This is a genomic window from Photobacterium angustum (assembly GCF_002954615.1).
Lineage (GTDB): Bacteria > Pseudomonadota > Gammaproteobacteria > Enterobacterales > Vibrionaceae > Photobacterium > Photobacterium angustum_A.
In genome coordinates this window covers 1210596-1228404 of record NZ_MSCJ01000003.1, presented here as the reverse complement: position 1 = coordinate 1228404, position 17809 = coordinate 1210596, and the positions used below count along the sequence as shown (strand labels likewise).

Genomic DNA, 17809 nt, shown 5'->3' with positions numbered 1-17809 from the left:
GTGCTTGTTTCAAAGATAAAAAATAAGACGATCAATGATCGTCTTATTTTTTCGGTCTAGATAATAGAGAACCATCAATTCTTTAATACACGATTATCAGTAAAAGTGAGTAATTCAAGGTTAAAAGGAGTCGCTTGTTGTTTTGGGTACTGTTGAGAAAATAATGTTTCATCACGTTGTTGATCGTAGCTATGCTGTAAATAGCCATACCCACTTGGATACTCAAGATTCCAAAGTTCACTTTTCGCTATACGGCTAACGGCAAGAAATTGTCCAATATAACTGGCTTGGTTAGCACTAATAGAAAATGTAATATCCATTTTGCTGTTGTTTTTTGAGATCAGCGTTTTATTACCATCTGAGCCTTCTAGTTGAATACTGAAAATTTCGTATTGTCCAACGGGTAACTCAATATTAAACAAATGGCCGCTAATTGTTGGATTTTCAAAATGCCCATCTTCATTGTTATTGGTGATCGTAATAATATTACTATCCGCAATACTAGGAGTGTTGGTGTTTAGAGGGCGAATGTTAATCGTTGTGATCAGATTTTTACCTGTTTTCGGCCATTCGGTATTAGCACCCAGAGTACCGACAAGATAACCTGTGGCTTGATTATTCTCATAAACTGAATCAGGAACAGAGACTTGTAAACCTGATGAACAACCGACTAATAATAATGTCAGTAAACTAATAATGGTCTTCATCATAGAACTTCCTTTTGCTGTGATGAATAGAGTGAGAAGCATAATTTTAAATTAGTAAGAATGCTAAAAATAAACGCTATAACTATTGTCATGTAAAACTACAGTATCGTCTATCTCAGGCGCATATTTTGTGACTAGGATAGGCTGAATTGCTAGTTATTATAGATAAAAAGAGAAGCAAGTGTTTAGGAGTATAAACAATTGAGTGTTTCTAATGTGATACAAGGAAAGCATCGACTTCCTTTGCATAAGCAAAGCTTAGTTTTCCGACTTTTTTCTTATTTTACCGTAGGGCTACTGGTCATATTAGGGCTTCAGAATTTAGCTGAAATAGCCCTAGTTAAAACTTTGCTGCATGTGCCTCAACATGTACAACAAGATATTATGAAGATGGCGACAGATGTAGAGCCTTTGCTTACTGAAAACGGTGACCCTCAGCGACTTGCTCAGTGGGAGAGTAAACAAAAATATTATGCTTTTGCTCTTAACAGTGATAACAAAGAGATAAGCACCCGAATAATGCATCCCCATTTTAAGTTTAAACTGAAATTTGCTCGACCATTAAATTCAATTTTAGATTCTCGTGTAAATCAACCCATTTTTACGATACCTCTAAAAAATGGTAATAAATTGGTGGTTCAGTTACCTCATGAATTGCATCCAGCTAAAAATTTTTCTTTGTACTTTGGCTTAATACAGGTAGTGATTGCTATTCTGATCACCTTAATGTTTTCGTTAATTATCGCACGCTATTTGCAGCGACCATTAGACACTTTAAGACAAGCGAGTCGTACCTTAGCGAATGGTGACTTCTCAGTGCGTGTCGCTCATGTTATGGGAGACAAAGTAAAAGAGTTTAATGAATTAGCGACTGATTTCGACAATATGGCTAATCAAATACAATTATTAACAGAGAAACAACGGCGTTTAATTCGTGATGTTTCTCATGAACTTCGAACCCCTTTGGCTAGGCATAGTTTATCATTACATTTAATTCGAAAGCGTACTTCATCTGAGCATTTGCATTTAGTGGATCGGTTAGAGCAAGAATCAGAGGAGATGAATGAACTTGTCACAGAGATCCTTGAATTCAGTCAATTTGATAATGCGAAAGCGAATATCAAGCTTATTCCTGTCGACGTTCAAACGTTCTGTGAGTCAACGGTTGATCAATGCCTGCAGCTTAAAGCGCATGGTCAATCGATAATTAAAGATATTGATAGAACACTACCAATGGTTCAGACCGATGCGCGATTACTAGTACGATCAATTAAGAATTTAATAGGTAACGCGATTAAATATGCTGGAAGTGAAGCAAATATTACAATTCATACCAGTATAAGAACGAAGTCGGATAAGTCTTATGTTGTGGTATCGGTTTCAGATGATGGTGATGGGATACCTGAACAACATTTAAAACATATTTTTGATCCGTTCACGCGCATAGAGGGTGCACGAGATAAACAATCTGGGGGTTATGGTTTAGGGCTCGCCATTGTAAAAGAAGCGATGCAAGTCACTGGAGGACAAGTAGAAGCGGGTCGTTCAGATGATGGAGGTTTAAAAATATCGTTATTGTTACCAGCTATAGAAACAATAAAAAAGTAGTCTCAAGATAAAAATAAAAAAGTGATATCCTTTCAGGCTATCACTTTTTTTAATTATGACTTACAAGATTAAAAGTCCCACACAAAAGCCTAATTCTTTTTAGGAATAACATTATTGTGTTTCTCATCTCTTGATAATTACCGCCTATTGAATCAATAGATTTATAGTATTAGCCACCATCATTCAATTGATTTAAATTTACGCCATCGAACGAGATTGTGTTTCGTAAATAATTTTTTTTTGATTTAAATCAAATCTAAAATTTTGTTTTGGTGCAGTTTAATATTCTCGTTAAAGATGAAGAATTCCTGTTAATTTTTTGAGTGTTAAATGCTTAAAAAGAATTATATCCAATTTTAAATTTCAAATTTAACGAACCTATTTAATTGTCATTTAATGCTTAAAAGCTATATTGGATAGAGCTGAAAAATTAATGACAATAATACTAATTAAAATAATGAGGTAAACACCCAATGTCTAAATGTCCATTCCACAACACGCACGCGGTTAATCCGTCAATTAACCCTGGCAATGGTACTTCTCCAAGTGATTGGTGGCCTAACCAACTTAAATTAGACATTCTTCACCAGCATGATCGTAAATCAAACCCAATGGGTGAAGATTTCGATTACGCTGCGGAATTTAAAAAGCTAGATCTTGAAGCTGTAAAGCAAGACTTACGTGAGCTAATGACTGATTCTCAAGAGTGGTGGCCTGCAGATTTTGGACACTACGGTCCTTTCTTTATTCGTATGGCTTGGCACAGTGCTGGTACTTACCGTACAGCTGATGGTCGTGGCGGTGCGAGTACAGGTAACCAACGTTTTGCGCCACTAAACAGCTGGCCTGATAACGTAAACCTTGATAAAGCCCGTCGTCTAATTTGGCCTATCAAGCAAAAATACGGCAACAAGATCTCTTGGGCTGACCTTATTATTCTAACTGGTAACGTTGCGCTAGAATCAATGGGCTTCAAAACATTTGGTTTCGCTGGTGGTCGTGAAGATATTTGGGCACCTGAGCTAGACGTTTACTGGGGTAAAGAAAAAACATGGCTTGCTGATGACACACGTTACGAAAAAGACAGCGAGCAACGCGACCTTGAAAACCCACTAGCAGCAGTACAAATGGGTCTTATCTACGTTAACCCAGAAGGTCCAGACGGTAACCCTGATCCACTACTAGCGGCACACGATATTCGTGAAACATTTGCTCGTATGGCAATGAACGACGAAGAAACAGTAGCGCTTATTGCTGGTGGTCATACATTTGGTAAAACACACGGTGCAGCAGATGCAGCACATGTAGGTGCAGAACCTGAAGGTGCTTCAATTGAAGAGCAAGGTTTCGGTTGGTCATCAAGCTACGGTAGCGGTAAAGCTGGAGATACGATTTCAAGTGGTCTAGAAGTTATTTGGACAACAACACCAACAGAGTGGAGCAACGGTTTCTTTAGCAGCCTGTTCTATAATGAGTGGGAACTTGAGAAGAGCCCTGCAGGCGCTTATCAGTGGGTATCAAAAGGTGGTGAAGTACACCCAGACGCATTTGACCCAGAGAAAAAACACAAAGCAACTATGCTAACAACTGACTTAGCATTACGTTTCGATCCAGCATACGAGAAAATTTCTCGCCGCTTCTTTGAAAAACCACAAGAGTTCGCAGATGCATTTGCTCGCGCATGGTTTAAGCTAACTCACCGTGATTTAGGTCCAGTATCTCGCTACCTTGGCCCTGAAGTACCAGCACAAGTGTTTACATGGCAAGATCCAATCCCTGCGGTTGATCATGAGCTAGTAAACGATGCGGATATTGCTAAATTAAAACAAGAAATCGCTGCATCTGGTTTATCAATCAGCGAATTAGTATCAACAGCTTGGGCATCTGCTTCTACATTCCGTGGTTCAGACAAGCGTGGTGGTGCAAACGGTGCACGTATTCGTCTAGCGCCGCAGAAAGATTGGGAAGTAAACCAACCTGAGCAACTAGCGAAAGTGCTAAACGTACTTGAAGGCATTCAAGCAAACTTCGAGAAAACAGTATCGCTAGCTGACTTAATTGTACTTGCTGGTGGTGTAGGTGTGGAAATGGCTGCTAAAAATGCAGGTCGTGACATCACTGTACCATTTACTGCTGGTCGTATGGATGCATCACAAGAAGAGACAGATGTAGAATCATTTGCTGTTCTTGAGCCAATCGCTGATGGTTTCCGTAGCTTCGAAAAAGCGAAATTCACAGTCGCTGCTGAAGAGTTACTACTAGACCGCGCACAACTACTAACACTAACAGCACCTGAAATGTCAGTGCTTGTGGCTGGTATGCGTGTACTTGGTGCAAACTACGATAACAGCGAATACGGTGTGTTCACTGAGCGTAAAGAAGCATTAACAAATGACTTCTTCGTTAACCTACTAGATATGTCTACACAATGGAAACCAACCTCTGTAGACCAAGATGTGTTTGTAGGTACAGATCGTAAGACTGGCGAGCAAAAGTGGATGGCATCACGTGTTGACCTAGTATTTGGTTCTAACTCACAACTACGTGCACTTGCAGAAGTTTACGCATGTTCTGACTCAGAAGAGAAGTTCGTTAACGACTTCGTAAATGCTTGGGTTAAAGTAATGAACGCTGACCGTTTTGATCTACACCGTTAATCAAAACGCAAAGTCTCAATACTAGCTAATAGTATGAAATAGAAACTTAACAACAAATACAAAGAGGCGCTCAATGAGTGCCTCTTTTTTCGTTTAAGCATTATAAACTGTTATTATTACGATAACTTTTAGCCACATCCGATACCGTATGAAAAAACCTTATCCTGCTTCTACTATCCAAAACGTCATTAATAGTGCGATTTACCACTTGAACTTACGTGATCACTCAGAATTTGAGTTACGCAAAAAACTTGAAGCAAAAACAGAAAATAAAGAGTGGGTCGAAACCGTAATTGAACAAATGAAAAGCTATGGTTACCTCAAAAGCGACTATGCATTTTCATTACACTTCTGTGAGTTGGCCTTTAATAGCCAATATGGGCGCAAATATATCCAGCAAAAGCTTAAAACCAAAGGCATCGATGAACTCACCATAGAGCAAGCAATCACAGAAACTATGCAACGCATGGACATCTGTGAGCAATCGATGATTAACACACGCTTGGCACGTTTTAAAGACTTCTCAACCACATCGGCAGAGAAAGTCGTCAATGATTTACTAAAACGTGGCTTTAGTATGGAGGATATTTCTCGTGGTATTTCAGAGCATAGCGCCTCAGATACCTTACTAACCAAAGCGCAAATCAAAGGCAAGAATGCCAACCTTGAAGCTGAAGTGATTAAACTTGCCAAAAAGCTAAAAGGGCGCTCATTAATCGCGCAAGAGCTAAAAATGAAGCATGTTGATATCTCAGAACTCGATACCGTACTTGATGAACTTATTGAATCAGGCGAAATAGATTTCTACTACAACTGCCAACAAGCATTAGCTAAGAAACGCTATGATCTCACCGATTTTAAAGAAAAGAGCAAAGCTTATGGTTATCTATCAAGCAAAGGCTTTTCTAGTGATGAAATTAAAGAAGCAATCAATGCTGTGTTAGAAGAGTAGAAGATTAACTTACCTATTTCTTGTGCGTATTATCACGCTAAGTCTGATCTATTTTTATACTGCTCTAAACTTTCTGGGTTGGCGATAGCACTTGTGTTTACAACATTTCGTTGGTGGATGGCATCTCTCACTGCTTTTTCTGCTATTTTCCCTGATTTAGTTCTGGGAATTGCAGAAACTTGTAAAATTTTTGCGGGGACATGATGGGGAGAGCACTGATTGCGCAGTTGCGTGTTGATACGATTGATTAAGATATTATCGAGCGTTAAATCTTGTTGTAATTGAACAAAGAGAACGATTCGAACATCGTTTTGGTGCTGCTGTCCAACAACAACAGAATCGATGACTTCATGAAACGGATTGACTTGACGATAAATTTCAGCGGTGCCAATGCGAATACCACCGGGATTTAATATTGAATCAGAGCGCCCATAGAAGGTGAGTCCGCCGTGATGAGACACACTGACATAATCGCCATGGTGCCAAGTGTTGGGGTAGGTATTCCAGTAAGCCTGAAAATATTTTTCGCCCTTTGGATCTTGGCTAAATGCGATGGGTTGATTAGGAAAACTGTTGCAACAGACAAGTTCACCGCATGTATCAAAAATAGCTTCTCCTGCCTGATTAAATACATTAACGTCCATCGCTAAGGCTTTTACTTGGCATTCCCCACGCCACACAGCACCGATTGGATTGCCAATGGCAAAGCAACCACATATATCTGTACCGCCTGCAATTGATGAGAGCTGAATATCTTGTTTGATGTACTTATAGACATAGTCAAATTGCTCAGGCGCGAGTACTGAACCTGTAGAGCAAATGACAGCAAGTTGTGACAATGTCACGTTATTCTTAGGTGTGACTTGCATTTTTTCTATAGTCTCTAAATATTTGGCGGAAGTGCCAAATAAGCGTAGGTTTTCTTTGTCTGCCATTTTCCACAATTGATAAGGATCTGGGGATAAAGGCGATCCATCATATAATACGAGTGTTGCGCCTGATGCCAAGCCACTTACTAACCAGTTCCACATCATCCAACCGCAAGTCGTAAAATAAAAAATGGGATCGGAAGGTTTAATATTGCAGTGTAATTGGTGCTCTTTCAGGTGATTTAATAGGGTTCCACCGACAGAGTGAATAATACACTTGGGTTTCCCCGTAGTACCTGATGAATACAATATATACAGCGGATGATCAAAGGGCGTAGAAGTAAATGTTAAATCAGGGTAATGAATAACATCTTCCATTTCTTGCCATGTACTCACGGTGATATGAGAAGGTAAGGAAGGACTTTGTAACAGTAGTTTATCGATAGGATTTTGGTTTATATAAGGATAAACAATTAATTTTTTGACACTAGGAAGGGAAGATAAAGCCTCTGCCAATGTGGTTAAACTGGTTATTGTTTTGTTGTTATAAATATAGCCATCGGTAGTAAAAATAACTTTAGGTCGGGTCTGACTAAAGCGTTCAACAACACTTTCAGTTCCGAAATCAGGAGAAGTGGATGTCCATACCGCACCTAAAGAGGTGGTCGCTAGCATAGCAATAACTGTTTGCGGAATATTAGGCATGTAAGCGGCAACCACATCGCCTTTTTGTACCCCTTGTTGTTGTAAATACTGTGCGACTATTGCTACTTGCTGGTGGAGTTGTTGCCAAGATAGTCGCTGTTGGGCATGTTGCTTATCTGTATCTTTAAAACTGTGTTCGTTATAAAAAACAATTGCATCTTGTTGGCTTAGCTTCGTGCTGTAAGCAAGTAAATTTTCGGCGAAATTGAGCGTGGCATCAGGAAACCAGCGTTGATCTTTATTGGGAATAGGGCTGTGTGTTGGACAATAGACAATGTTTTCACCTTGGTTGCCAATTACATTGCAAAATTGCCATAGCTGTTGCCAGAATTGGTCACTATGTTTTATAGACCAGCGATGCAATTGCGTATAATCATGAAATAGACGTTTGTGTTGTTCGCTGATCTGCACCATAAATTGATACAGCAAACTATTTTGAATGCGTTTTCGACTTGGCTTCCAGAGACATTGCTTATAATCATCAGTCATTAGTATGTTCTCCGTCCTTCTTAAAATACTCTATTTTTGCTGAAGAATTAAAGATTAGGTGCTGCTTTGATGAAAGGCTCAAGCTGGTTACAGTGTTTTTCTATGGCGTTAATGATTGGAAATTTTGATAAATCAATATTAAAACGTCGGGCGTTATACACTTGAGGGATCAAAAATATATCGGCTAAGGTTGGGGCAAGTCCAAAACAGAACTTTTCAGGGTTATTGTTACTGGCAAGCTGCTGTTCCAGTGCAGTAAAACCTTGATCTATCCAGTGGTGATACCATTGTTTTTTTTGTTCTGCTGTAACAGTTAATTTTCGTTCTAAATATCTGAGTACACGTAAGTTATTTAACGGATGGATATCACAGGCAATGGATAACGCAAAGGCTCGGCATTGCGCACTTTCTATGGTGTTACAAGGCAGTAAACTTGGTGTTGGATAACATTGCTCAAGATATTCGATAATAGCGAGAGATTGATATATGTAACATTGGTTATGTTCAAGTGTAGGTAATAAGCCCGTAGCATTAATGTTTTTGTAGTGGTGACTGTTTTGTTGATCATCAAGTAGCGAGATCGGCACACAGGTATAATCTAACTGCTTAATGTTTAAGGCAATTCTTACTCGATATGAGGCTGATGAGCGAAAGTAATCATATAGGGTAAATGCCATAATTCAGCTCTCTGTGAGTAATGAATGTACTTGAAGTTAATGTTTAATAAAGGGAATAACGGCTTGTTCAATAGCCCCAAAAATAGAATGTTTATCAGCATCAAACATTTCTATTTTTACGCTATCACCGTATTGCATGAAGGGAGTTTGAGGCTCGCCTTGTTCTATAATTTCCAGCATTCGTTTTTCAGCAATACAACAAGAGCCAGATAACCTATCTACGTTAGAAACTGTTCCTGAACCTATGATAGTGCCAGCGGTTAATGGACGACTTTTGGCTGCATGATGAATTAATTGGGCAAAGTTAAATGTCATATCAACACCTGCGTTGGGGTTACCAAATAGCTGCTGATTTAAGTGAACATAAAGTCGATTATTGACCTTGTTCTCTTTCCATGACTCGCCTAACTCATCAGGTGTCACCGCGACAGGAGAAAAAGACGATGAAGGTTTAGATTGAAAAAAACCAAAGCCTTTAGCCAGCTCTGTTGGGATTAAATTTCTTAGCGACACATCGTTAACAAGCATTAACAATTTAATGTGTTTCTCAGCATTTTTTACGCTTGTCGCCATAGGGACATCATCTGTAATAACGGCTATTTCAGCTTCAAAATCAACTCCCCAATTAAGATCTTCAACTTCGATGGGCTGTGTAGGGTTTAAAAACTTATCTGACATACCTTGATATATTAAAGGGTCTTGCCAAAAACTTTTTGGCATCTCTGCACCTCTTGCTTTGCGCACCAACTCAACATGATTAACGTAGGCACTACCATCTGCCCATTGAAAAGCGCGTGGTAGGGGAGATGCACAGTGCATTGGCTGAAAAACAAAACTATGCTCAAGCACTTTTCTATTTAGTGCGTGATAAAGATCATTAAGAATGGGTTCGACGTCAGTCCAATGGTCCAGTGCATATTGCATGGTAGGTGCAATATGTTGAGCTGATACCGCCCATTTAAGATCGCGAGAAACGACAATGAGCTTTCCATCTCTACTTTGTTGTAATGAAGCAAGTTTCATTGTTGTTATCCTTACTTTTATTGTTATTCAGGATGTTGATGACGTTGCCATGACGCCACATAATTATGTAATTCAACCTCACTAACATTGGGTGAAATATCGAGAGGGTTTCGAGTATCTATCATTACTGCTACTTCATCGATAAATGTTTTAGGTGCTTGTTGGCTTTTTATTAAAGCGTTAGGGTGTGGACCATGTGGAAATCCACAAGGATGAAACGTGATCATGCCGGGTTTAATATTGTCTCGGCTGAAAAAATCGCCACGGTGATAAAAAATTACTTCATCATAATCATTGTTACTGTGAAAAAAAGGCACTTTTAAAGCGTTAGGATCGCTTTCAACGGGACGAGGTACAAAGGTACATACAATAAAATTATCACTGACAAAGGTAGAATGTGCTGATGGTGGAAGGTGATATCGATGGCTCATGAGTGGACGAATGTCACGCCAATTAAGTTTTAGTACCGTTAGATTACCTTTCCAGCCAATGCTATCTAAGGGATTAAACGGGTAACTAATTGTATTAATCTGGTTACGCGCTTTTAAGAATACCTGCCAATTATCTTCTGTTTGTTGTGCTTTAAATGCAGCATTGATTTTAGGGTATTCAAGTATTGCGGGATCAAAGAGGGCATGTTCACCGACAATCCCATGATCAACACTTTTAAAACTGTTATTGGTTGCTTCAATCATCAACAAAGTAACCGTGTTGGGCGTTTCAATTCGCCATGTTGTAGAGCGAGGAAGCACAAGGTAATCCCCTTCATTAAAAGGCAGATGACCATAATCGCAATACAAATCTCCACTACCTTGATGAACAAACAATAATTCGTCACCGTCACCATTTCGCACTAGATGATCCATACTTTTATTGGTTTGCCATACACGCAGTTTGGTATCGCTATTTGATAGTAATAATGGTGCATCCCAAGGCGTATTACCGACCTGGGGCAAAGCTAAAGCGTCAAAAGCTCTTGGTTTATGCTCGCCACACCATGACACCCAACTTGTAGGAGGATGTTTATGGTACATGTGCGTTGCTGGGCCAAAAAAACCTTCTCGACCGCATTCACGTTCGAAACTGTCCTCGGGTAAGTCACAATGTGCTTGTTTGCTTGATAGCCCTTCAATAATCGGAAACTGAAACCATTTATGCATTCCTTGCCTCATTATTTACTATTGCTATCACTTAACTGTGGTTGAAAGTGCAGAAATCGCAATATTATTGATAAGATGCAGAATTAAAGATGTTCATTCTTGTTTACATTTTTTGCATCATCAATCCGGTTAAGTGTTAGTCAAATTAGGCATTAAAGTCTGTTTTTTAGTGATAAAAATGGCTGATAACGAGGATCACTTCTAATATTTATAGAGTTAATAATAAAAATAATAGTGTCGGTTGGTGGTTAGTCTAAAACGGAGGCTATTATGCAAAAGAATCAGAGTAGTAATCCGACAAGGCATTGCTATGTCTCAAAGCCTGTTGATCGTAATGGGGTTATTACTTGGACTGAAGAAGAAAATGCCATTTGGCATCATCTTATAACTCGCCAACTTCATTGCGTGCAAGGCAAGGCATGTGATGAGTATTTAGCGGGTTTAGCTGAATTAGATTTACCTCGCGATCATATCCCTCAATTAAAAGAAATAAACCGAGTATTACTTGATACCACGGGTTGGCAATGTGTTGCTGTGCCTGCCTTAATAAGTTTTGATCATTTCTTTTCTTTACTCGCACGCAAACAATTTCCGGTTGCCACCTTTATTCGTACAAAGGCTGATATAGATTATTTGCAAGAGCCTGATTTTTTTCATGAAGTATTTGGACATTGCGCAATGCTAACCAATCCATATTTTGCACAATTTACGCATTTTTATGGAAAACTCGGTGTAAAAGCGACGCATGAGGAAAGAGTTTATTTAGCTAGGCTATACTGGTTTACGGTTGAATTTGGTTTGCTAAACCAAAATGGTAAATACCAAGTCTATGGCGGTGGTATTTTATCATCGCCACAAGAAACACATTACGCGACAGCCAGTACTATACCGCAACGTGTTGCGTTCGATCCTATAGAAGTAATGAGGACGCCATATAGAATCGACATATTACAACCTAAATATTTTGTACTGGAAAGTATGGAGCAACTTTACCAAGTTACTAATCAAGATATTTTCGGGTTGGTAGCAGAAGCACAGCGAAAAGGATTACGTGCTGCCATCTTTACCTAAAAGGAAACCATCAATGACGAGTTTAGATAAATTGAAATGTGAAGCATGCCATTCAGGTTCACCAAAATTAAGTGATGAAGTTTTAGCTGAATACATGGAGGCATTACCTGAATGGCAAATTATTAGTCCTAACGGTGTAAATCGTATAACTCGTACATTTAAATTCAGTAATTACAAACAAGCGTGGGAGTTTAGCAATAAAGTCTCGCAATTAGCAGAAGAAGAATTTCATCATCCGACCCTTGTTTTAGAGTGGGGGAAAGTAACAGTAACATGGTGGACTCATGACATTAAGGGTATTCATTTAAATGATGTTATCTGTGCAAAAAATACTGAAAAATTGTATTTGAGTTAAATCCGCATAAATATTGCGTATATCAATTATTTTCTTGTTATAATACGATGTTTTAAATCTGTATTTGCATTAAAAATAAGGCTTTTTTTACTTTCCTAACTTAAAGTTTCTTGCTCTAAATGCAATGAAGACAGACAATACGCGCCTGTTTATATTTAGTATGTTTAGGTTTTGTCTAAGCAACACGACTCTTACTGTCTCTCGCTGTTTTAACTTTATTAAATGTATTCAACAGCACAATACGATTTCAGTAAGAATAGCGATAAAAAGAAATTAACGATGACAACACGAACGCCACAGCAACAAACTCCATCAGAATTGATGATCGCTTGCGAAGAATGCGGATTGGTAGTTGATATCCCAGATATCAAAGATGGACAAAAGGCGGATTGTCCTCGCTGTGGGCATACCTTAGCTAAAAGAATCATCATGCCGTTTCATCGCCCTTTAGCGTACGGTCTTGCATGTTTGATTATGTTGATACTCAGCCTTTCTTTCCCTTTTCTCTCATTTAGCGTGAATGGAATGGGGCAACAAATCATGCTGCTTAATGCAGCAGAAACATTGCAACATTTTGAAAATAGCTTTCTTGCATTATTGTTGATGTTAACTGTATTGGTTTTTCCTGCGGTCTACATCATGTTGGTAATGTACCTCTATTACCGTGCAGCGCATGTTAAACGTATTGGGTATGTAAGTGGGAATCCTAAAACCATAAAGCTGTTGTGTCGTATCTTATTTAAGATTCAACCTTGGCTAATGGTGGATGTTTTTCTCATTGGCGTACTAGTGAGTTTGGTTAAAATTTCAGCGTTAGCGCATATTGGGATGGGATACTCATTCTGGGCATTCTGTATTTACAGCGTTTTGGTTGTAAAATGTGTTTCATTAGTTGATCGAACATGGTTATGGGATCAGTTCTTTGCAATGAAACACCTAGAGGGGGTTCATGATGGTGATACACATTTATCGAATAATCATGTGGGATGCCATGTTTGTAACCAAATAAACCCTCTGCCAGATAGCCATCATGCCAAATGTATTCGCTGTGAAAGCAAGCTTCATAGCTTCAATCCATCGCATTCATTGCAGTATTCATGGGCTTACTTAATTGCTTCGATTATTTTTTATATTCCGGCAAATTTGTATCCTATGATGTATACCGTAAGCCTAGGACAAACCGAAGGTTCCACTATCATGGGTGGTGTGGTGATGTTGTGGAAAATGGGGTCTTGGCCAATCGCTTTGGTGATTTTTATTGCTAGTATCTTCATTCCTATGGCAAAAATGTTTGCGTTAGCGTGGCTTTATTACTGCGCAGGTAAAAAACCGAATGACTCAACACGAGAGTCTGTAAAACGTTTGAAAATCTATCGTATGACAGAATTTATCGGTCGCTGGTCTATGGTTGATATTTTTGTCGTCGCGATATTAGTTGCACTAGTGCAGTTGAAAAACTTAATGGCTATTTCACCTGGACCTGCTGCAATCTGCTTTGCAACAGTGGTGGTGTTTACCATGTTATCGGCAATGAACTTCGATCCTCGGGTGTTTTGGGGTGAAAAAAGTAAAATTAATCATGGTTCAGAGTTAAACACTACTGAATCTAATCAGTAGTCACTAGCCAGTATTAACGAGAAACAGAAAATGAGTGATAACCAGCCAAATGAGGCTAAAGTACAAAATCTGAAGCAAATATCTGCAATCTGGATCATTCCAGTTGTGGCTCTGGCTATTGGTATTTGGATGTTTGTTCAATATCTTAATAGTAAAGGGCCTGAAATAACGATTCGCCTTCCTAATGCTTCAGGCATTGAAGTGGGTAAAACCGCGATTAAATCTCTAAATGTGAAAGTCGGTGTTGTTACAAAAGTTCAGCTAAGTAAAGACTATAGCTATATAACAGTGACAGCGCAGATGGATAACGATACAGAGCGTATGTTGAAAAATGATACTAAGTTCTGGGTTGTTAAGCCTCGAATTGGCAAAGAGGGAGTGTCTGGTTTAGATACGCTTCTTTCTGGTGCATATATTGAAATGCAACCAGGCCAAGGTAAAGATGATAAATATCATTTTGAAGCGTTAGAAGTACCACCTGTTGCACCTGCTGATGCGAAAGGGTTACGTGTTGTACTGACAAGTCATGAAGCCGGTAAATTGAGTGTTGGTGATCCTGTCTTATATGACGGCTTTACTGTTGGTCGCGTTGAGAAAACGAGCTTTGATATCAATAGTAAACTAGCAAATTACCAATTGTTTATTTTTGAACCTTATAATCGATTAGTACGCACAACCAGCAAGTTCATTATGCAATCGGGTATGAATGTACAAATGAGTGCTGAAGGTTTTAACGTCAAGATTGGATCATTGGAATCGTTAATTACTGGTGGTGTAACATTCCAAACACCATCTGATGAGCAAGGTGTGGTACAGAATAAACAATTGAAACATTACCGTTTATTCGATAGCGAGCAAGATTATCACGAGAAAATGTACGATAAGCGCTTAAATTTTGTCATGCTATTTAAAGAATCCATTCGTGGTTTGAAAGCGGGCGCACCGATTGAATATCGCGGTATTCAAATTGGTACAGTACAGAAAGTGCCATTGCGTTTACCAAACAGTGAAGAAGGTTTTACAAGCGAAGAAATCCCTGTATTGGTACGTATCGATTTAGGTCGAGTATATAACCATTCAGATGAAGGTACGTTGGATAGTTTACGTGTAAACCTTGAAAAAGAGTTTAAGAACGGACTTCGTGCAACATTGAAAACCGGTAATTTATTAACAGGTGCGCTATACATTGGCACTGATGTTTATAAAGGTGAGAAACCTGAAAAACTGGCTAAATATGATGGTTATGAAGTCTTTCCAACTAAAGCGGGTGATCTTGCTGAAGTGCAGAAGCAGCTAACTAATTTACTCAATAAATTTAATAAGCTTCCTGTAGAAGATACATTGAATTCAATGACTGCGACTCTAAAGGCATCTGAGAAAACAATGAATTCAGCAGCGCGTGTTACACAAGATCTTGATCGTATTCTTAAGCAAAAAGATACTCAGACATTACCGTCTGATATCAAAGCGAGTTTGAAAGAGATCCAAAACACTCTAAATGGCTTTAGCCCAAATGCAGCAGCGTACCAAAATTTACAAGGTGCATTATCGCAATTTGAGCAAGTCATGACGGAACTACAACCAGTACTTCGTCAATTAAATGAAAAGCCAAATTCATTAGTGTTTGGTGATGAGAAAGCGAAAGATCCTATTCCAGTTGGAGGCCGTAAATAATGAAAAAGTGGTTATTAATTGCAGCGGTAGCGCTTGCTGGAACTGGATGTAGTTCAACAGAACCAACCCTAAAAACATATATGTTACCGATGCCGACCAGTGCAAATACTGCGCATAACATTAGTAATAAATCATTGTTAATTGTGCGCCCTGTTGACGTTGCGGCACATCTTGCTGGTACTGGTTTAGTGTACCAAACCAGCCCCACTGAAATTGTTGAAGCGCAGCAAAACCTTTGGGGTGAATCTCTGAGTACACAGTTAACACGCCGAATCACATTTGATTTACGCCAAAAACAAACTCAGTTTTGGGCAACGCAGCTAACACCAACATTGTCTACTGCAGGTATACCACGCTTACAAGTGCGTATTAACCAGTTTAATGGTGTCTACAGCGGTGTTGCTGAAGTGGCAGGTGAATGGTTATTGATTAATGGTAATGGCGATTTACAAACCGTACATCCATTTTCATTCCGTGTACCTTTAGCAAAAGATGGTTATTCAGCACAAGTGGAAGCACTGTCTAAAGGTGTGGATGAGTTAACGACTCAGTTAGCACGCTCTATCAAGTAGTTTTTAAATAGTATAGAAAATATTAAGCCGACGTTAAATACGTCGGCTTTTTTCTTTTTAAGAATATGAGATTCCTTATTGTAATTGGCTTATTTAAATACTAGGGTTATGTCGTTGGTTTTAGTGGGAAAGATGAAATGAAAAAACTAAATGGTTCCTGTTTATGTGGCAAGGTGCAGATAGAAGTGCCTGATGATTTTGAGTATATGGGGAATTGTCATTGTTCTGAATGTCGTAAATTTACGGGGTCAGATTACTCATCGGTGGGAGGATTAAGCTCAGAGAAATTTCGCTTTAAAGCAGGTGAAGATGCTGTGTCGATATTTCAAAAAAGTGAAGAAACGGAACTCGCTTTTTGTCGAATCTGTGGTTCAAGTTTGTTTTCAAAGAAACTAAAAACAGGCAAGCATAATATTCGTTTAGGGATTTTAGATGATATTCCAACGCATAAGCCGAGTTTTCATATTTTCACGGCATCTAAAGCACCATGGAATGACATAACCGATAACTTAATACAGTTTGAGAAAGGCCCTGTTAAATAACGTATAGATAAACAAGGAAGACAATTAACAAGGAGATAACTGATGTATATCGGTGAAGTGTCTAAATTAACAGGAGCGTCGGCCAAAGCCATACGCTTATATGAGTCGTTAGGCTTGTTGGGAACAGTAGTACGAAAGGGGAGTTATCGTATTTATGATGATAACCATGTTAGAACCGTTATTTTGATTAAAGATGCACAATCTATCGGGGTTAGTCTTGCGGAATTTAAGAGGCTGCTAGGAGATAAAACAGTGCTAAGTTGGCATGTTGTAAGCACATTTCTTGATCAGAAAAGTAAAGCAATTGAAGAACAAATTAACCTATTGCACCAGCAGCAATCGATGATCCAAACATACCAAGACAATATTAAAAAGTGTTTAGAAACTAATTGACTCTTCCCTATAGGGCAAGGTGTAAGCTGAGCTCAAAAAGGGAGAGGCATCTATGTGTAAGAAAGTATTAGTTATTAATGGAAATCCAAAGGCTAAGAGTTATTGTCATGAACTAGCACAGAGCTATATCACAGCTAGCGAGAAAAATGATGTTAGGCTGTTAAATTTAAGTAAGATGGATTTTGATATCAATTTAGTAAGTGGCTATGAAGCAGTACAACCGCTAGAGCCTGATCTACAGCATTTCCAATCATCACTTCTATGGGCTGACCACGTAGTATTTATTTTTCCTCTGTGGTGGGGAGGGATGCCTGCAAAATTAAAAGGGTTAATTGATAGAACATTTCTTCCCAATTTTGCTTTTAAATTTAAAGCTAAAAGCTTAACACCACAGCGATTATTAAAAGGGAGAACAGCCGAGCTGATAGTTACGATGGACTCACCACCATTTTATTATCGTTGGATTTATGGTGATCCTATTTACAAGCAAATGAAGCGTACTATTTTAGGTTTTAGTGGCTTTGAAAAAGTATCTAAGACCTATATTGGCCCAATAATTAATGCGACTGAAGATAAAAAATCGAAATGGAATCAGCGGGTAGCTAAGCTTGCTAAAAAAGTAGCGTAATTAACTAAATTTAATAACTTTTAGCGATAAACAGTATTTAAGGGGAGCTAACGATAAATTAAATATTTAATGAGTCGTTTACGTCAAAGATAGCCTCAACTTCTTCAACA

At 38.7% G+C, this 17809-nt stretch carries 16 protein-coding genes; 11 read left to right on the top strand and 5 right to left on the bottom strand.

What is annotated here, in order from left to right; all coding sequences use genetic code 11:
• Positions 1–74: 74 nt before the first annotated feature.
• Complete coding sequence (locus tag BTO08_RS20260; RefSeq protein WP_242446311.1) at positions 75–710, bottom strand: hypothetical protein; 636 nt, start codon at positions 708–710, stop codon at positions 75–77.
• 198 nt (positions 711–908) lie between these two features.
• On the opposite strand from BTO08_RS20260, the gene BTO08_RS20255 reads away from it, so the two are divergent.
• The 3 genes from BTO08_RS20255 (at position 909) to BTO08_RS20245 (ending at position 5924) form a co-directional block, all read left to right on the top strand.
• Entirely contained in the window at positions 909–2315 is a 1407-nt protein-coding gene (locus BTO08_RS20255; protein ID WP_105062375.1) for a sensor histidine kinase, read from the top strand.
• Positions 2316–2788: 473 nt separating this feature from the next.
• Positions 2789–4972 (top strand): catalase/peroxidase HPI, encoded by a 2184-nt coding sequence (gene katG / locus BTO08_RS20250; protein WP_105062374.1) that lies wholly within the window; start codon positions 2789–2791, stop codon positions 4970–4972.
• 148 nt (positions 4973–5120) lie between these two features.
• Positions 5121–5924 (top strand): RecX family transcriptional regulator, encoded by an 804-nt coding sequence (locus BTO08_RS20245; RefSeq protein ID WP_105062373.1) that lies wholly within the window; start codon positions 5121–5123, stop codon positions 5922–5924.
• A 32-nt stretch (positions 5925–5956) separates the two neighbouring features.
• Here BTO08_RS20245 and BTO08_RS20240 read toward each other — a convergent pair whose 3' ends face one another.
• The 4 genes from BTO08_RS20240 to BTO08_RS20225 are packed head-to-tail and all read right to left on the bottom strand — an operon-like array spanning position 5957 to position 10847.
• Positions 5957–7987, bottom strand: a complete 2031-nt coding sequence (locus BTO08_RS20240) for an acetoacetate--CoA ligase (RefSeq protein ID WP_105062372.1) — start codon at positions 7985–7987, stop codon at positions 5957–5959.
• A gap of 47 nt (positions 7988–8034) precedes the next feature.
• Positions 8035–8664 carry a maleylacetoacetate isomerase gene (gene maiA / locus BTO08_RS20235; protein ID WP_105062371.1) on the bottom strand — a complete coding sequence of 210 codons (630 nt, stop codon included), beginning with the start codon at positions 8662–8664 and terminating at the stop codon, positions 8035–8037.
• 36 nt (positions 8665–8700) lie between these two features.
• A complete protein-coding gene (locus tag BTO08_RS20230) occupies positions 8701–9687 on the bottom strand; it encodes a fumarylacetoacetate hydrolase family protein (protein WP_105062370.1) in 987 nt (328 codons plus the stop codon).
• A gap of 23 nt (positions 9688–9710) precedes the next feature.
• Entirely contained in the window at positions 9711–10847 is a 1137-nt protein-coding gene (locus tag BTO08_RS20225; protein WP_105062369.1) for a homogentisate 1,2-dioxygenase, read from the bottom strand.
• A gap of 270 nt (positions 10848–11117) precedes the next feature.
• Here BTO08_RS20225 and phhA point away from each other — a divergent pair, with 270 nt between their 5' ends.
• From phhA to BTO08_RS20185, 8 genes are all read left to right on the top strand, one after another.
• On the top strand, positions 11118–11918 hold the full coding sequence (gene phhA, locus BTO08_RS20220) for a phenylalanine 4-monooxygenase (protein ID WP_105062368.1): 801 nt from the start codon (positions 11118–11120) through the stop codon (positions 11916–11918).
• A 13-nt stretch (positions 11919–11931) separates the two neighbouring features.
• Entirely contained in the window at positions 11932–12273 is a 342-nt protein-coding gene (locus tag BTO08_RS20215; RefSeq protein WP_105062367.1) for a 4a-hydroxytetrahydrobiopterin dehydratase, read from the top strand.
• Between the two features lie 279 nt (positions 12274–12552).
• Positions 12553–13890 carry a paraquat-inducible protein A gene (locus BTO08_RS20210; protein ID WP_105062366.1) on the top strand — a complete coding sequence of 446 codons (1338 nt, stop codon included), beginning with the start codon at positions 12553–12555 and terminating at the stop codon, positions 13888–13890.
• A gap of 30 nt (positions 13891–13920) precedes the next feature.
• Positions 13921–15564, top strand: a complete 1644-nt coding sequence (gene pqiB / locus BTO08_RS20205; protein WP_105062365.1) for an intermembrane transport protein PqiB — start codon at positions 13921–13923, stop codon at positions 15562–15564.
• Positions 15564–16136, top strand: coding sequence for a PqiC family protein (locus BTO08_RS20200; protein ID WP_105062364.1), 573 nt, complete (start codon positions 15564–15566; stop codon positions 16134–16136). Before pqiB ends, BTO08_RS20200 begins: the two co-directional genes overlap by 1 nt.
• 137 nt (positions 16137–16273) lie before the next feature.
• Positions 16274–16678: a GFA family protein gene (locus BTO08_RS20195; protein ID WP_005364875.1), complete on the top strand. Its 405-nt coding sequence runs from the start codon at positions 16274–16276 to the stop codon at positions 16676–16678.
• Positions 16679–16720: 42 nt separating this feature from the next.
• Entirely contained in the window at positions 16721–17071 is a 351-nt protein-coding gene (locus tag BTO08_RS20190) for a MerR family transcriptional regulator (RefSeq protein ID WP_005364876.1), read from the top strand.
• Between the two features lie 52 nt (positions 17072–17123).
• Entirely contained in the window at positions 17124–17699 is a 576-nt protein-coding gene (locus BTO08_RS20185; RefSeq protein ID WP_105062363.1) for an NAD(P)H-dependent oxidoreductase, read from the top strand.
• Positions 17700–17809 lie beyond the last annotated feature (110 nt).

What these genes read in the sequence shown, in the direction of transcription:
- BTO08_RS20225 (WP_105062369.1), bottom strand. Translation starts at nt 10,847, where the DNA reads ATGCATAAATGGTTTCAGTTTCCGATTATTGAAGGGCTATCAAGCAAA.
- BTO08_RS20215 (WP_105062367.1), top strand. Translation starts at nt 11,932, where the DNA reads ATGACGAGTTTAGATAAATTGAAATGTGAAGCATGCCATTCAGGTTCA.
- pqiB (WP_105062365.1), top strand. Translation starts at nt 13,921, where the DNA reads ATGAGTGATAACCAGCCAAATGAGGCTAAAGTACAAAATCTGAAGCAA.
- BTO08_RS20245 (WP_105062373.1), top strand. Translation starts at nt 5,121, where the DNA reads ATGAAAAAACCTTATCCTGCTTCTACTATCCAAAACGTCATTAATAGT.
- BTO08_RS20260 (WP_242446311.1), bottom strand. Translation starts at nt 710, where the DNA reads ATGATGAAGACCATTATTAGTTTACTGACATTATTATTAGTCGGTTGT.
- BTO08_RS20190 (WP_005364876.1), top strand. Translation starts at nt 16,721, where the DNA reads ATGTATATCGGTGAAGTGTCTAAATTAACAGGAGCGTCGGCCAAAGCC.
- BTO08_RS20230 (WP_105062370.1), bottom strand. Translation starts at nt 9,687, where the DNA reads ATGAAACTTGCTTCATTACAACAAAGTAGAGATGGAAAGCTCATTGTC.
- BTO08_RS20195 (WP_005364875.1), top strand. Translation starts at nt 16,274, where the DNA reads ATGAAAAAACTAAATGGTTCCTGTTTATGTGGCAAGGTGCAGATAGAA.
- BTO08_RS20210 (WP_105062366.1), top strand. Translation starts at nt 12,553, where the DNA reads ATGACAACACGAACGCCACAGCAACAAACTCCATCAGAATTGATGATC.
- katG (WP_105062374.1), top strand. Translation starts at nt 2,789, where the DNA reads ATGTCTAAATGTCCATTCCACAACACGCACGCGGTTAATCCGTCAATT.
- phhA (WP_105062368.1), top strand. Translation starts at nt 11,118, where the DNA reads ATGCAAAAGAATCAGAGTAGTAATCCGACAAGGCATTGCTATGTCTCA.
- BTO08_RS20200 (WP_105062364.1), top strand. Translation starts at nt 15,564, where the DNA reads ATGAAAAAGTGGTTATTAATTGCAGCGGTAGCGCTTGCTGGAACTGGA.
- BTO08_RS20240 (WP_105062372.1), bottom strand. Translation starts at nt 7,987, where the DNA reads ATGACTGATGATTATAAGCAATGTCTCTGGAAGCCAAGTCGAAAACGC.
- BTO08_RS20185 (WP_105062363.1), top strand. Translation starts at nt 17,124, where the DNA reads ATGTGTAAGAAAGTATTAGTTATTAATGGAAATCCAAAGGCTAAGAGT.
- maiA (WP_105062371.1), bottom strand. Translation starts at nt 8,664, where the DNA reads ATGGCATTTACCCTATATGATTACTTTCGCTCATCAGCCTCATATCGA.